Raw genomic sequence first — 14,538 nt, 5'->3', positions numbered from 1 at the left:
GGAGGTGTGCCGCGGTCACTTGGCGTCGGCGTAGCAGGTGACGGCCACCGCCTCCATCGGGAAGCGGACCGTGGTGTCGCCGAACAGCAGCCGGGTCGCCTCGTGCGCCGCGCGGCCGACGGCCTCGCGGACCTCGCCCGCCACGTCGAGCGGGCAGTGCACCATCACCTCGTCGTGCTGGAAGAACACCAGTCGTGCCGGGTCCGGCAGCAGCCCGCGCAGCACGGCGAGGAGCGTCAGCGCCCACTCGGCCGCCGTGGCCTGCACGACGAAGTTGCGGGTGAACCTCCCCCGATCCCTGGCCGCCCTGGCGCCCTCAGGACCGGCCACCAGGCGCCGCCACCGGTCCGACGGGGGCGGGCAGGTGCGGCCCAGCCACGAGCGGACCAGCCGCCCCTCCTCCCCCGCGCGTGCCGCGTCCTCCACGAACGCGTACGCCTTCGGGAACCGCTGCCGCATGACGGCCAGCAGCTTGGAGGCGTCGCCGCTGGTCCCGCCGTACATCGCGGACAGCATGGCGATCTTGGCCGAATCGCGGACCCCGCCGAACGCCTGGGCCAGCGCGGCGTACAGGTCGATCTCCCCGGCCGCCCGCGCGAGCCCCCGGTCTCCGGACAGCGCGGCCAGCACCCGGGGTTCGAGCTGCGCGGCGTCGGCGACCACCAGCGTCCAGCCGTCGTCGGCCACCACGACCCTGCGCATGACCTTGGGGATCTGCAGCGCGCCGCCGCCGCTGGTGGCCCATCGGCCGCTCACCACTCCGCCCACGACGTACTCGGGCCTGAAGCGGTCGCCGCCGACCCACTGGTCGGCCCAGGTCCAGCCGTGGAAGCTGTACAGACGGGCCAGCTCCTTGTACGCCAGCAGCGGCGCGACGGCGGGGTGGTCGACCGTCTTCAGCACGCGGGAGCGGGTGGACGGGATCTCGATCCCCGCGGTCTTGAACGCCCGGACGATCTGCTGCGGGGAGTCGGGGTTGACCAGGTGGCCGAAGGCGGCCGACACCTCGTCGGCCAGGGCCTGGAGCTTCGCGGGCCGCATTCCGTGGGCGGGGCGAGGCCCGAGCAGGTCGGTCAGCAGCGCGTCGTGGACGTCCTCGCGCCAGGGCATGCCGTCGTGGCCCATCTCCGCCGCGATGAGCGCACCGGCCGACTCGGCGGCGACGAGCAGGCGGAACCGCCCGGGATCGGGCGTGCGCGCGACGCGGCGGCGCTGATCCTCGAACACCTCCGCGACCATGTCGGCCTCGGGCACGCCGTGGCCCGGCGGCGCCGGGTCGAACAGGCTCGCCTGCGTGCCGCCCGCCTGATGCGCGTCAGACGCCTCGTGCGGGTCGTCGGGCACCGGGAGGCCGCGCAGGCGCGCGTAGGCCGCCTGGACCTGTCTGGGCTCTCCGTAGCGCCCGTCCGCCGCCAGCAGGAGGTTCTCGGTCAGCGCGACGTCGTGGCAGCGCGACAGCCGTACGCCGGCGGACAGGAGCGCCGGGTAGACGCGGCGCGCGTCGGCCCACACCCAGCGGGGCCGCTCGGCGGCCTCCAGCGAGCGCACGGCCGCCGCGAGATCGGAGACCCGGCTCACCGGCCCGCCGAGGGGCTTCATGGTGCCGCCCCCCTCGGCGTCGGCCGCCACCACAACGTGCACCCCACCAGCGTGCCAGGCGGCGCCGACATTTCCCCGGCCGCACCCGGCCGATCAGAGCGGGATCTCGACCTCGTCCTCCAGCGGCGGCTCCTCCTCCTGTGGCAGGCAGCCCGTCGCGGCGAAGCAGCGCAGCCGGAGCGTGTCCCCCGTGACCGACATGTGGAGGAAGCTCTTGAAGAAGGGCGGGGTGTCCCAGTCGGACAGTTCGGAGATGTACCGGTGGAAAACCCGCCCCACCGGCAGCCGGAACGGCATCGGCCAGCCGCCGAGCAGCCGGGCCGCCCACTTCACCCGCGCGCCGATCGGCGCCCCCGGCGTCGGCCGGGGCGGGGTGTTGCCGATCTGCCGGGACATCAGGGCCAGCCCCTCCTCCGGCGTGATGTAGAGCCCGCGCAGCCGCAGCCTCCTGCTGTAGAGCAGGCTGTAGAAGGACAGCGAGTCGCCGCGCAGCGGATAGCACTTGAAGTCGTCCTCGTGGACGCCGCCCGCGTCCACCCGGGGAATCGTGTGGGTGGCGTGCATGAATGCCCCGCCGCCCCCGGACACGACGTACTGGATGAGCCGCCCCTCCGCCCGCACCGGGTAGCGCTGGTAGTTGTGCACGTCGCCGCCGATGGCCGCGACGTAGTTGTGCGCCGGGTCGCGGACCACGTCGTCCACCGTGCCGCCGCCCTCGATCTCGCAGGGGTGGTAGGCGTTGTTGACGTAGATCGGCTTGCCGGTGATCAGGATCTTGGGCCGGGGGCCGGCGGAGACCCGGCGCAGCCACTCGCCCTGCTCCCGGTCGAGGGTGCCCTTGATCCCGGTGTCGATGCCGACGAGCAGCAGGCGGCCGGTGTCGATCACCCAGTAGGGCCCCGGCAGCGCCGGGCCGGGGTTGGGCCGCATCTTCCTGGCCCCGGCGAGGGCGTCCTCGTCGATCGTCTCCGGCTTCTTCCAGAGCAGCCCGCGCAGCCCGTCGGGCGACAGCCGGAACCCTCGCTGTTCCGCGGACAGGGGGTGGGCGTCGCAGAAGACCCGCATGAAGCCGCCGAGCCCGTCGTACCAGTCATGGTTGCCGGGCACGGCGAAGATCGGGGCCGGGTAGTCCTTGTACGGCCGGAAGAACTTGTCGCCGTACTCGTTGCCCGAGCCGGTCGGGTAGATCACGTCGCTCGCGATGACGGCGAACGCGGTGTCCGCGCCGAGCTTGAGCAGCCCGGGCACCACCGCGTACTGCGAGGCGTCGCCCTCGCCGGTGTCGCCGAGCACCAGGAACGAGAACTCCTCCCCCAGGTCGAGCCTGATACGGAAGTCCTCGTCCACGCCGCGGTCGTGCTGGGCCGCCACCCAGCGGCGGCGCACCTGCGGCGAGGGGTCGCCGAACAACTGGGCGAGGATCTCGTTGCGGGACCGCCACAGGGTCGCGGGGTTCAGCCAGGTGAAGGAGTTCCGGTTGGGCCGCAGCGCGTCGAACGTGCCGATCTGCGAGCAGTCCCAGCCCGCTCCGGCCTGCGACACCCGTGACGAGACCTGCTTCCCCCGCGCGGCGGCCGCGCCAACATCGACCATGGGAACAATCTTGGCAATTTCACGGGATCAGCACACCCGGGTTGAGGATCCCGGCGGGATCGAGCCGTTCCTTGATCCCCCGCAGGATCTCGCCGCCCAGGTCGCCGATCTCCGTGGCGTACGCCTCGCGGTGGTCGCGGCCGACGCCGTGGTGGTGCGAGATCGTGCCGCCCGCCTGCACGATCGCCTCGTTCGCCGCGCGTTTGGCGGCCGCCCACTGCCCGAGCGGGTCGCCGGTCTGCGCGGTCACCACGGTGAAGTACAGCGAGGCCCCCGTGGCGTACACGTGGGAGATGTGGCACATGACCAGCGGGGAACCGAGTGCGCCGAGCAGGGCCAGCCGTACGGCGTCGTACAGGCGCGGCAGGTTCGACCAGAAGCAGGCGGTCTCCAGCGTCTCCACCGTCGCCCCCGCGGCCAGCAGGGAGTCGCGCAGGTAGGGGGCGGAGAACCGGCCCTGCGCCCACTTGTCCCCCGGCTCAGGCCCGAGGTGCACCCCGCCCGCCTCGACCAGCACGGCGGAGGCGCTGTCCCGCCGGTGGGCCACGCCGCCCGGGGAGCCCTCGAAGCCCGCCACCAGCAGGCAGCCGGAGTCGCGCCCGGCCGCGCCGAGGTCGGTGGGCTTCGCCAGCCCGACCATGGTCTCGGTCTCGTCCGACAGCCTCAGCACCGTGGGCGGCGGGCCCTCCTGCTGCGCGAGCCGCCGCATGGCGGCCGTGCCCTCGGCGAAGGTGGCGAAGCGCCAGCCCTCGTACGTCCTGACGTCCGGGGCCCGGCGGACGCGCAGCCGAAGCGAGGTGATCACCCCGAAGGCGCCCTCGGAGCCAAGGAACACCTGGCGCAGGTCCGGCCCGGCGGCCGACCTGGGCGCTCGGCCGATCTCCAGCGTGCCCCGGGGCGTCGCGACGGTCATGCCGGCGACCATGTCGTCGAACCTGCCGTACCCGGCCGAGGCCTGCCCGCTGGACCTGGCCGCCGCGAACCCGCCCAGCGTCGCGTACTCGTACGACTGGGGGAAGTGCCCGAGCGTCAGCCCGTGCGCGGCGAGGAGCTGCTCGGCCTGCGGTGCGCGCAGGCCCGGCTCCAGCTCGGCGATCATGGAGACGGGGTCGACGGAGACGAGCCGGTTGAGCCGGGCCAGGTCGAGCGCGACCACGCCCGTGAAGCCCCCCTCGGAGCCACACCGAGCCGCCACGAGGCCGCCGACCACCGAGGTGCCCCCGCCGAACGGCACCACGGCCACCCGCTGCTCCGCGCACAGGCGCAGCACGGCGGCCACCTCGTCGTGCGAGCCGGGGAGCACGACGGCGTCGGGCGCGTCCGAGGCGTCCCCCGCGCGCATGAGCAGCAGGTCGGGGGTGGACTTGCCCCGGGTGTGCCGGATCCGGGCGTCGTCGTCGGCCCGCACGTGCTCGTCCCCCGCGATCGCGGCCAGCGCGGCCAGGACGGGCGGCGGCAGCGCCACCGGCGGCAGCCGCACCTCGCCGAACGTCGCCGCCGGTGTGGCGGGCGCCCGGACGCCGAGGAGTCCCGCCAGCAGGTCGCGCACCGGCGCGGGCAGCTCGGCGGCCTTGGCGGGATCGCCCCAGCCCGACCAGAGCATGGGTTCCGCCGCGGTGAGAGGGGTTTCCATAGCCGTCGCGCCTCCAGGTAGGTTACTAAAGAGTAATGCGGAAGTAGTGGAGGGGATATGAACTCCTCGCTGAACGCGGCCAGGCGCCGGTGGGAGCTCGACGAGGCGGGCACGGACGTCGTGGACGTGCTCGTGGTCGGCCTGGGAGCGACGGGGGCGGGAGCCGCGCTCGACGCCGCCTCCCGCGGGCTGTCGGTGGCCGCCGTGGACGCCCACGATCTAGCGTTCGGCACCTCTCGGTGGAGCTCCAAGCTGATCCACGGCGGGCTGCGCTACCTCGCGAGCGGGCAGGTCGGCGTGGCGTGGGAGAGCGCGGTGGAGCGCGACGCCCTGCTGCGCTTCACGGCGCCCCATCTGGTCGCCGCCCACCCGTACCTGCTGCCGCTGACGCCGGCGGTCCCCCGGGCCCAGGCCGCGGCCCTCATGGCCGGCTACCGCCTGGGCGACGCGCTGCGGGCCGCCGCGGGCACGCCGCGGCGCCTGCTGCCCGGCCCCTCACGGCTCGCGTCCGGCCGGGCGCTCGCGCTCGCCCCGTCGCTGCGCGCGGACGGCCTGCGCGGGGCGCTGCTGTCCTGGGACGGCCGGGTGGTGGACGACGCCCGCCTGGTCGTCGCGCTGGCGCGTACGGCCGCCGCCCACGGCGCGCGGATCCTCACCCGGTGCCGGGCGCTGGCGCTCGCCGGGGACGGCGCCCGGGTGCGCGACGAGCTGACCGGCGACGAGTTCGACATCCGGGCCCGTGCGGTGATCAACGCGACCGGCGTGTGGGCCGGAGAGCTGACGCCGTCGGTGGCGCTGCGTCCCTCGCGGGGCACGCACCTCGTCCTGCGCCCCGGGGCCCTCGGCGCGCTGCGCGCGGGGCTGCACGTGCCGATCCCCGGCGAGCGCGCCCGCTTCGCGCTGGTGCTCCCCCAGGCCGACGGGCGGGTCTACGCCGGGCTGACCGACGAGCCGCTCGACGGCCCGGTCCCGGACGTCCCCGAGGCTCCCGAGAGCGACATCGCGTTCCTGCTGGAGGTCATCGGGACGGCGCTGGACCGGCCGCTGTCCCGCGCGGACGTCGCCGGCGCCTTCGCCGGGCTGCGGCCCCTGGTGGACGCGGTGGACGCGGTGGACGCGCCGGACTCCGCCGACGGCCGGACGGCCGACCTGTCCCGCCGCCACGCCGTGCTGCGCTCGCCGGACGGCGTCGTGACGGTCGTGGGCGGGAAGCTCACGACGTATCGGCGGATGGCCGAGGACGCCGTCGACGCCGCCTGCCCCCACGCCCGCGCGAGCCGTACGGCCCGGCTGCCCCTCGTCGGGGCCGGGCCGGTGCGTCCTGGCGCGCCCCGGTGGCTGGCCCGCAGGTACGGCTCGGAGGCCTGGGCGGTGCGCGACCTGATGCGCGGGGACCCGGCCCTGGCCGAGCCGGTGGCGCTGGGGATCACCCGGGCCGAACTGGTGTGGGCCGTGCGCCACGAGGGCGCCCTGGACGCCGGCGACCTGCTGGACCGGCGGACCAGGATCGGGCTGGTGCCCGAGGACCGCGCGGCGGCCCTCCCCGCCGCAGAGGCCGCCCTGGCCTACTCCTGATCGGCGCCCAGCCCCTCGGCGCCGCCCCCGCCTGTTCTCCACCGCCGCCGTCCGCACCGGCAGTATCCGGATATTTGTGGATTTAACGTGGATTTACGACCCCGCGCCCGCAACCCTTGACGCCATTGGTTAAGGTTAGTCTTACCTAAGAAACACGAGTGAAGGACGGGACCGGATGGCCAACGGGTGCGAGCACCCCGCCGCCTGCCACACGGGGGAGGCGCCGATCCTCGCGAGCGCGACCAAGAAGGGCCGGTTCTGGCTGCTCATCGAGCACGCGGGGCCCTGGGCCGCGGAGTTGGAGGAGTGCCGGCTGCCGGATGACGTCCACCGGCTGATCTCCCGCGCCAGGGCTCTTGACATCCGGCCGCAACTGATCCGCAGGCCTGGCCGCCGCGAGGCCCTCACGGGCCCCCTGCACGTCTACGTCGCCGCGTCCGCGGTGGACGATCCGTGGCTCGCCGAGGGCTTCGTGGAGCGCCCCGACGATCTTGACCTGGGCGCTCTCGTGCACGGAGTGGTTCCGGAGTCCTGCATACTGGTGAACGAGCCGATGTACCTGGTCTGCACGCACGGCAGGCACAACGCGTGCTGTGCGCGTCTGGGACTCCCGCTGGCGCGGTTCCTCGACGAGAACCTGCCCGGCGAAGTGTGGGAAACCACACATGTCGGCGGCGATCGATACGCCGCCAACCTCGTATGCTTGCCACACGGGCTTTACTACGGCAGCATGTCTCAGGCTGCTGCGATCGCGGCGGCAAACGCGTACCGGCACGGCGAGGTCGTCCTCGATCGTTTCCGGGGACGCGCGGGTATCCCTGAGCCACTGCAGGCCGCCGAGCACTTCGTCCGGGCGCATACCGGCGAGATCTCGGTCGGCGGGGTGGCCGTGGAATCCTCCCGGTCGGTGGACGACACCACGATCTGCGTCGTGCGGTGCACGACGGAGCGTGGGACGTCGCGATTCCGGGTCGTGGTCGAGCCCACGGTGTTCACCGCACCGTGCGGGTTGACCTGCGCCGACGGAATCCCGACCTACAGGTTGGCCGAACTGAGCGAGCTCACGCCGGTATTGACCTGAGGGCTCCGCCCCGGAGCCGGGAACACCACGGCCTATCCCGGCGTTGGCACAAGGGACGCCACAAGCGTCCAATGCGGCACAAACACTGAAATACCTCTCACCAAAGGTGGTTTCTCATGTCTCAGGTACGTCGGCAGCTCGCCCGCCCGCGCCCCAGCTGGGGTTGGCAGGATGATGCCGCGTGCCGGGGAGAGGACCTGGTGCTGTTCTTCGGTCCTGACGGCGAGCGTCAGCCCGAGCGCGACATCCGGGAGCGCAAGGCCAAGGCCATCTGCGCTCAGTGTCCTGTGCGAGCGGAGTGCCTCGACTACGCGCTCTCCCGTCCGGAGAAGTACGGCACCTGGGGCGGCCTCAACGAGGACGAGCGCGCGTCCGAGCGTCGCCGTCGTATGCGTCGCGCCGCCAGCGCCGGAATCAGCGCCGTCGCCTGAGCGTTTCCCCCTTCCCCGACACGCGTCACCGCTGGGCGCCTTGCGTCCCGTCCCCCGATGTGGGCGACGGCGCACGCGAGGCGCCCTTCAGGTCTCATCCGTCGTCCCTCCGCTTCCCGCCGTGGCGAGCAGGCCCAGCACGTCGTCATCGGTGAGCTGGTCGAACCGCCGGTACCACTGGCCCACCGCGCGGAAGTTCTCCGGCGTGGCCGGCACGACGACCTCGTCCGCCTCGCCCCGCATCGCCTCCACCGTCTCCGGAGCGGCGACCGGCACCGCCAGCGTCACCCGGCCCCGCCCCGCCTGGATCGCCCGCACGGCCCGCAGCGCCGCACGCGCCGTGCCTCCGGTCGCCAGGCCGTCGTCCACCACGATCACGTCACGGCCGCGCAGTTCCGGCAGCGGCCGGTCTCCCCGGTAGACCCGCACCCGCCTGGCGAGCTCACGCCGTTCCCGTCCGGCCACCTCCGCCACGTCCTCCGGTTCCAGGCCGAGCCGGTCGAGCATCTCGGAGTCGAACACGGGCCGCCCGCCCTCCGCGATCGCGCCGACCCCGAGCTCGGGCCGGGCCGGATGCCCGATCTTCCGGGTCACCAGCACGTCGAGCGGGGCGCGTAGCCGCTCCGCGATCGGCGCGGCCACCGCCACGCCGCCGCGCGGCAGGGCGAGCACCACCGGATCCCGCGGGTTCACGTCCCACAGGACCTCGGCGAGCAGCGCACCCGCCTCGGCGCGGTCGGCGTACGGCAGCCGCACCCGCATCGTCCTCACGCCCCGGTCATACCCGCCCGGAACGGGAGGCATCCGAGCCTAGGGGCGGCTCATGCCCCGCATCTGCTTGTGGATGGTCTTCCACTTGCGGGTCTCCTCGGCGCGCAGCCGGGCGTCGGTGCGGCGGGCCATCCAGGCGGCCTCGCGCTGGAGCCTGTTCCAGCTCTCCAGCCGCCGCTCGGGCAGCTCGCCCGACTCGACCGCCGCCAGCACCGCGCAGCCCGGTTCCTCCCGGTGCCGGCAGTCGGAGAACCGGCAGCCCTCGGCCAGCTCCTCGATGTCGGAGAAGACCAGGTCGACGCCCTCGCTCATCTCGTACAGCCCGACGCGGCGGATGCCCGGGGTGTCGATGACGAGCCCGCCGCCGGGCAGCGGGATCAGCTGCCGGTGGACGGTGGTGTGCCTGCCCCGCCCGTCGGCGGCCCTGACCTGCTGGGTCTCCATGACCTCCGCGCCGGCGAGGGCGTTGACGAGCGTGGACTTGCCCGCGCCCGACGGGCCGAGGATCACCGCGGTCCCCGAGGGGCCGAGGTGGGCGCGCACCAGGTCCACGCCGTCGCCGGTGAGCGAGCAGACCGGGTGGACGTCGACGCCCGGCGCCGCCGCCTCGACGTCGGCGAGGAGATCGTCCAGCCCCTGATCGAAGAGGTCGGCCTTGGTGACGAGCACGACCGGCCGGGCGCCGCTCTCCCAGGCGAGCGCCACGAGGCGCTCGATCCTGCCGAGATCCGCGAAGTCCGTGGCGTGCATCGACGGCTCGGCCACGAAGACCACGTCGACGTTGGCGGCCAGGACCTGGCCCTGGCCGTCACCCGACAGCCCTCCGCGCGAGTCGCGGCTCACGCCGCCCCGGACGAAGGCCGTACGGCGGGGCAGCACCTCGGCCAGTTCGTAGCGGCCCTCATCGAGCCGGGCGAGCGCGACCCAGTCCCCCACGCACGGGAGCTCGAGCGGATCGGCCGCCGCGGCCCTGCGTACGCGGGCGCCGAACCGCGCCTGGTGGTTTCCGTCGGCGGCGATGACCTCGGCGGCGCCCCGGTCGACCCGCGCCACACGCGCGGGAACGGCGCCGCCGGGCAGGTCGGGCAGCTGCTCCGCGAGCCCGTCGTGCCAGCCGAGAAGAGAAAGATCGTTGAACACTGCTGGTGAACACCCTTCGGAAACCGGATGTCCCAGCGAGAAGAGACTAGGCGGACACCCGGGAGTTGACGGACGGCATGGTCGTCAGAAAGACCCGCATAGTCCTCACCTCCCTGGTCCTGGCCGCTAAGTGGCGGCGACGGGGGGAACACTAGCAGCACCCGGAGGGCCCTGCGCAACCGATTAAATCCCCCCAGGGGCATGCCGACGGGCGGCACGAGAACGGCTCCCCGCGACCTCGCGAGGTCGCGGGGAGCCGTCGCTCGTCGATCTGGGGTGATCAGGACAGGCCGGGCGCGGGGAACCGGCTCGTCAGCTCGGTGACCTCGCCGTGCACCCGTGCGATCACGTCCTCCGCGTCGCCCTTGGCCACGGCGGTGACGACCTCGTCCATCCACGCGCCGATCTGGCGCATCTCGGCCTCGCCCATCCCACGCGAGGTGACCGACGGCGTGCCGATGCGGATGCCGGACGGGTCGAACGGCTTGCGCGGGTCGAAGGGCACGGTGTTGTAGTTCGTCTCCAGGCCCGCCCGGTCGAGAGCCTGCGCGGCCGGCTTGCCCCCGACGCCCTTGGACGTGAGGTCCATCAGGATCAGGTGGTTGTCGGTGCCGCCGGAGACCAGGTCGAACCCGCGGGCGAGCAGCTCGTCGGCGAGCGCCTGGGCGTTCTTCACGATCTGCGCGGCGTACGCCTTGAAGTCCGGCTGGGCGGCCTCGTGCAGGGCGACGGCGATGGCGGCGGTGGTGTGGTTGTGCGGGCCGCCCTGCAGGCCGGGGAACACGGCCTTGTCGAGCGCCTTGGCGACCTCGTCGGTGTTCGCCATGAGCATCGCGCCGCGCGGGCCGCGCAGGGTCTTGTGGGTGGTCGTGGAGATCACGTCCGCGTGCCCGACCGGCGAGGGGTGGGCGCCGCCGGCGACGAGGCCCGCGATGTGGGCGATGTCGGCCGCGAGCACCGCGCCGACCTCCTTGGCGATCTCGGCGAAGGCCGGGAAGTCGATCGTGCGCGGGATCGCGGTGCCACCGCAGAAGATCAGCTTGGGCCGGTGCTCGAGCGCCAGCGCGCGCACCTCGTCCATGTCGATCCGGCCGGTGTCGCGGCGCACGCCGTACTTGACCGAGTTGAACCACTTGCCGGTGGCGGACACCGACCAGCCGTGGGTGAGGTGGCCGCCGAACGGCAGGCCCATGCCGAGCACGGTGTCGCCCGGGTTCAGGAACGCCAGGTAGACGGCGAGGTTGGCGGGCGAGCCCGAGTAGGGCTGGACGTTGGCGTGGCTCACGCCGAAGACCGACTTGGCCCGCTCGATCGCCAGCGTCTCGATCTTGTCGATGACCTGCTGGCCCTCGTAGTAACGCTTGCCCGGGTAGCCCTCGGAGTACTTGTTGGTGAGAACGGTCCCGGTCGCCTCCAGGACGGCCCTGGACACGTAGTTCTCGGACGCGATCAGCTTGACGGTGTCGGCCTGCCGCCGCTCCTCCGCCCTGATCAGTTCGGCGATCTCGGGATCGACGACGTTCAGCGAGTTCCCAGCCATGGCGCCTTCCTTCTCCACGTCGACTCTTCGGCGGCGACCCAGGCGCACGGCCTCCGCGAATTCGCTCCCCGGTGGTGCCCCACCTAGCGACGCGCCACAGCAGCACGTCAGCGCCAGTCGCGATGCCTCCAACCCTATCCGAGCGCGCCTCGCCGGAGAGCCGAGTGCGGCTCAGGCGTCGGAAATCGACACATCCCGGAACACGCCGACCAGGGGGATGTCGACGTCCACCGACTCCGCCTCCTCGGGCACGGACGTGTAAACCGCGTAGAACCGCTTCTCCTCACCGGAGCCCACGGCCGTGACCCCGGAGCTGCACATGCACCTGCCGTCCTTCCAGTCGGGGTAGACGGGCTCCTTGGCCCCCGGCGTCGTCAGGCCGACCAGGGACACCGAGTAATCGAGCGCACCCCTGCCGAAGGCGTCCATGAATATCCAGGCGTTCGGTCCCCTGTTCGTGAGCGCCCAGCTCAGCCGGACGTCGCCGTCGCGCAGCCGGATCACTTCGGTGATCTGGACCCGCATCGGATTCTTCTCGATCTCCACGTCACGGGTGGTCGCGGGCGTGCCCGGCAGGTTGCCCTTCGGCTCCCACGGCCGGACGATCACCAGCGCCGTCGCGGCGGCGGCCAGGGCGAGCACCGCCGCCGTGAGGTACGGCCACAGGCGCCGCCCGCGCCGGCCCGGCGGAGCGGAGGCCGCGGGGGTGGCCGCCGGGGCGACGACCGGGGTCCAGGTGTCCCCGACCACCCGGGTGGCCGTCTCGATCCCGGCGCTCTCCCGGCCGAGCAGCGCGTCGAGGAGCCCCTGGGCGGTGGGGCGCCGGGCCGGGTCCTTGTCCAGCGCCCGCTCCACCAGCGGCCGCAGGCGCTCGTCGAGGCCGTCGAGCCGCGGCGGCCGGGACACCACGCGGAAGAGCACCTCGGTGGGGGTGCCGCCGCCGAAGGGCGGGCTGCCGGTGCCGGCGTAGGCGATCACGCACCCCCAGGCGAAGACGTCGGCCGCCGCCGTGATCGATTCGCCGTTCGCCTGCTCCGGGGCCATGTATGAGGGGGTGCCCACGACGGAACCCGTCCGGGTGGCGTCGACGTCGGCCAGCCGGGCGATGCCGAAATCGATCACTTTGGGCCCGAGCACGCCGAGCAGGATGTTCGACGGCTTCAGATCCCGGTGCACGACGCCGGCCGTGTGGATGGCGACCAGGGCGGCGGCCGTCGCGACGGCCAGGGCCTGCAGGCTTCCGCCGGCGAGTGGGCCCTGATCCCTGATCAGCGAGCCGAGGTCGGGCCCTTCGACGTACTCGGTGACGATATAGGCCTGGTCACCGTCCAGTCCGGAGTCGAGCACGGCCGCGGTGCAGAACGGGGCGACCCGTTGGGCGGCCTGCGCCTCCTGGGCGAACCTGCGCCGGAACTCCGGCCCGGCCGCCAGCTCCGGGCGCATGATCTTGATGGCCACCGGCCGGCCCGACGGATCACGCGCGAGGTGGACGATCCCCATCCCGCCCTCCCCGAGCCGCCGCAGCAGTGTGTAACCCCCGATCGAGGGCCGAGGCGGCGCCGGGGACGTCGACGCATCGTCAGTGGGAGGAATCGGCGTCGTCACCCGCCCCATGGTGGCGGAAAGATCAGTCTTTCGCGACGGATTCCCGGACTGTACCGAAGACGCGGTCCGCTCAGCCGTCATAGACGGGAACGTCGGCGAAGAGCCCGAACCCGGGGACGTCGACCCCGATCGTCTCCAGGTCCTGCGGTACGCCGGTGTACGTGGCGTAGAGAGGGAGCACGTCACCCGGATGGAGCCACTGGGTCGGAAGGGCGCTGCACACGCAGCGGTCGTCCTTGCGCGCGGGCAGGAACTTCGACCCGCTGGGCGGGTCCACGAGGCCCGCGCCGGACAGTTCGTCGCCGAACAGGTCCCTCGGCCACCACGATCCTTCGCTGCCGGTCATCGTGATCGTCCACTGGACGGTCACCGAGGTCCCGCGCCGCTTCACGGCGTCCACCGTGACGTGGAGCGGATGCCCGTTGACCTTGATGTCCCTGGACGCCAGCGGGCCCTTCGGCGGCGTCGTCCCGCCGCCGAAAGGATGGAGTGTGAAGATCAGGATCGCGGCGGCCACCGCGAGCGCCCCGCCGGCCACCGCGACCGGCACCCAGCGGCGGCCGCGCCGCCTGCCCGCGCCGCCCGCTCCCGCGTCGCTCCGTTCCGTGCCGCCCAGTCCCGTGCTGCCCGTCCTGCCCGGCCCGTCCGCGCCGTCCGGCGCCGCGCCCGCGCGGCGGGTCGTCTCGGCGGGGGTGGCCCAGATGTCGCTGACGATCCTCGTGGCGGCCTCGACCGCCACCTCCTCCCGGCCGAGCAGCCGGTCGAGAAGCCGCTGGGCGCTCGGCCGCCTGGCCGGGTCCTTGTCCAGCGCCTGCTCGACCAGGGTCCGCAGGCGCTCGTCCATCCCCGTCAGGTAGGGGACGTGGTGCGCGACCCGGTAGAGCACCTCCGGCATGGGGCCCGAGCCGAACGGCGGCCTGCCGGTGGCGGCGTACGCGACCACGCAGGCCCAGGCGAAGACGTCGGCCGCGGAGGTCACCGGCTCTCCCCGCGCCTGCTCGGGTGACATGTAACTGGGCGTCCCGATCACGGTGCCGGTCCGCTCGGCCAGCGTGTCGGCGAGGTGGGCGACGCCGAAGTCGATCACCCGGGGGCCGAGGGGCGAGAGCAGGATGTTGGACGGCTTGAGGTCGCGGTGCACGATCCCCGCCTCGTGGATGGCGGCGAGGGCCGTCGCGACGCCGACGGCGAGCGCGTCGAGGTTCGAGCCGGACAACGGCCCCTGCGCGTCGATCACCGACGACAGGTCAGGACCGTCGACGTACTCGGTGACGAGATAGTGCCGGTCGCCGTCCCGTCCGGCGTCGAGGAGCGGTGCGGTGCAGAACCTGGCGACCCGCTTGGCGGCCTCCGCCTCCTTGCGGAATCGGGCGCGGAACTCCTCCTGGGCGGCCAGCTCCGGCCGCATGACCTTGAGCGCCACCTGGCGGCCCCCGGGGTCGCGGGCGAGATAGACGATGCCCATGCCGCCCTCCCCCAGGCGGCGTACGGGGACGTAGGGGCCGATCGTGCGCCGGTGGGTCGCGGTGGGGTCACCGGTGGAAGGCTGTGCGTCCATCGACGCCATCCT

Annotated in this window: 11 protein-coding genes and 1 riboswitch; of the genes, 3 read left to right on the top strand and 8 right to left on the bottom strand. The window is 73.3% G+C overall.

What is annotated here, in order from left to right; translation table 11 throughout:
- Positions 1–15 precede the first annotated feature (15 nt).
- From HHX35_RS36500 to HHX35_RS36490, 3 genes are read right to left on the bottom strand one after another with little or no spacing between them, the layout of a single operon-like run.
- Positions 16–1,641, bottom strand: coding sequence for a bifunctional 3'-5' exonuclease/DNA polymerase (locus HHX35_RS36500; protein ID WP_310739545.1), 1,626 nt, complete (start codon positions 1,639–1,641; stop codon positions 16–18).
- A 51-nt stretch (positions 1,642–1,692) separates the two neighbouring features.
- On the bottom strand, positions 1,693–3,192 hold the full coding sequence (locus HHX35_RS36495) for a metallophosphoesterase (protein ID WP_182903177.1): 1,500 nt from the start codon (positions 3,190–3,192) through the stop codon (positions 1,693–1,695).
- A gap of 19 nt (positions 3,193–3,211) precedes the next feature.
- The gene (locus HHX35_RS36490; protein WP_259405719.1) at positions 3,212–4,825 is read right to left on the bottom strand and encodes an FAD-binding oxidoreductase; all 1,614 of its coding nucleotides are present in this window, start codon (positions 4,823–4,825) and stop codon (positions 3,212–3,214) included.
- Positions 4,826–4,882: 57 nt separating this feature from the next.
- On the opposite strand from HHX35_RS36490, the gene HHX35_RS36485 reads away from it, so the two are divergent.
- From HHX35_RS36485 to HHX35_RS36475, 3 genes are all read left to right on the top strand, one after another.
- Positions 4,883–6,400: a glycerol-3-phosphate dehydrogenase/oxidase gene (locus HHX35_RS36485; RefSeq protein ID WP_182903176.1), complete on the top strand. Its 1,518-nt coding sequence runs from the start codon at positions 4,883–4,885 to the stop codon at positions 6,398–6,400.
- 175 nt (positions 6,401–6,575) lie between these two features.
- Complete coding sequence (locus HHX35_RS36480; RefSeq protein WP_182903175.1) at positions 6,576–7,481, top strand: sucrase ferredoxin; 906 nt, start codon at positions 6,576–6,578, stop codon at positions 7,479–7,481.
- 116 nt (positions 7,482–7,597) lie between these two features.
- Positions 7,598–7,912: a WhiB family transcriptional regulator gene (locus HHX35_RS36475; protein ID WP_076434697.1), complete on the top strand. Its 315-nt coding sequence runs from the start codon at positions 7,598–7,600 to the stop codon at positions 7,910–7,912.
- An 87-nt stretch (positions 7,913–7,999) separates the two neighbouring features.
- Here HHX35_RS36475 and HHX35_RS36470 read toward each other — a convergent pair whose 3' ends face one another.
- The 5 genes from HHX35_RS36470 to HHX35_RS42845 all read right to left on the bottom strand — a co-directional run bounded on the left by HHX35_RS36470 (position 8,000) and on the right by HHX35_RS42845 (position 14,526).
- Positions 8,000–8,674: a phosphoribosyltransferase gene (locus tag HHX35_RS36470; protein ID WP_259405729.1), complete on the bottom strand. Its 675-nt coding sequence runs from the start codon at positions 8,672–8,674 to the stop codon at positions 8,000–8,002.
- Positions 8,675–8,722: 48 nt separating this feature from the next.
- Positions 8,723–9,823 carry a ribosome small subunit-dependent GTPase A gene (gene rsgA / locus HHX35_RS36465; RefSeq protein ID WP_182903173.1) on the bottom strand — a complete coding sequence of 367 codons (1,101 nt, stop codon included), beginning with the start codon at positions 9,821–9,823 and terminating at the stop codon, positions 8,723–8,725.
- Between the two features lie 280 nt (positions 9,824–10,103).
- Complete coding sequence (gene glyA, locus HHX35_RS36460; RefSeq protein ID WP_139574723.1) at positions 10,104–11,363, bottom strand: serine hydroxymethyltransferase; 1,260 nt, start codon at positions 11,361–11,363, stop codon at positions 10,104–10,106.
- Positions 11,364–11,392: 29 nt separating this feature from the next.
- Positions 11,393–11,494: riboswitch (ZMP/ZTP riboswitch) on the bottom strand.
- Positions 11,495–11,534: 40 nt separating this feature from the next.
- A complete protein-coding gene (locus HHX35_RS42850; protein ID WP_220506293.1) occupies positions 11,535–12,977 on the bottom strand; it encodes a serine/threonine-protein kinase in 1,443 nt (480 codons plus the stop codon).
- A gap of 61 nt (positions 12,978–13,038) precedes the next feature.
- Positions 13,039–14,526, bottom strand: a complete 1,488-nt coding sequence (locus tag HHX35_RS42845) for a serine/threonine-protein kinase (RefSeq protein ID WP_220506292.1) — start codon at positions 14,524–14,526, stop codon at positions 13,039–13,041.
- Positions 14,527–14,538: the final 12 nt, after the last annotated feature.

The sequence above is a fragment of the Microbispora sp. H10830 genome (assembly GCF_014161375.1).
GTDB lineage: Bacteria > Actinomycetota > Actinomycetes > Streptosporangiales > Streptosporangiaceae > Microbispora > Microbispora catharanthi.
This window is presented reverse-complemented; position numbering and strand designations above follow the sequence as displayed.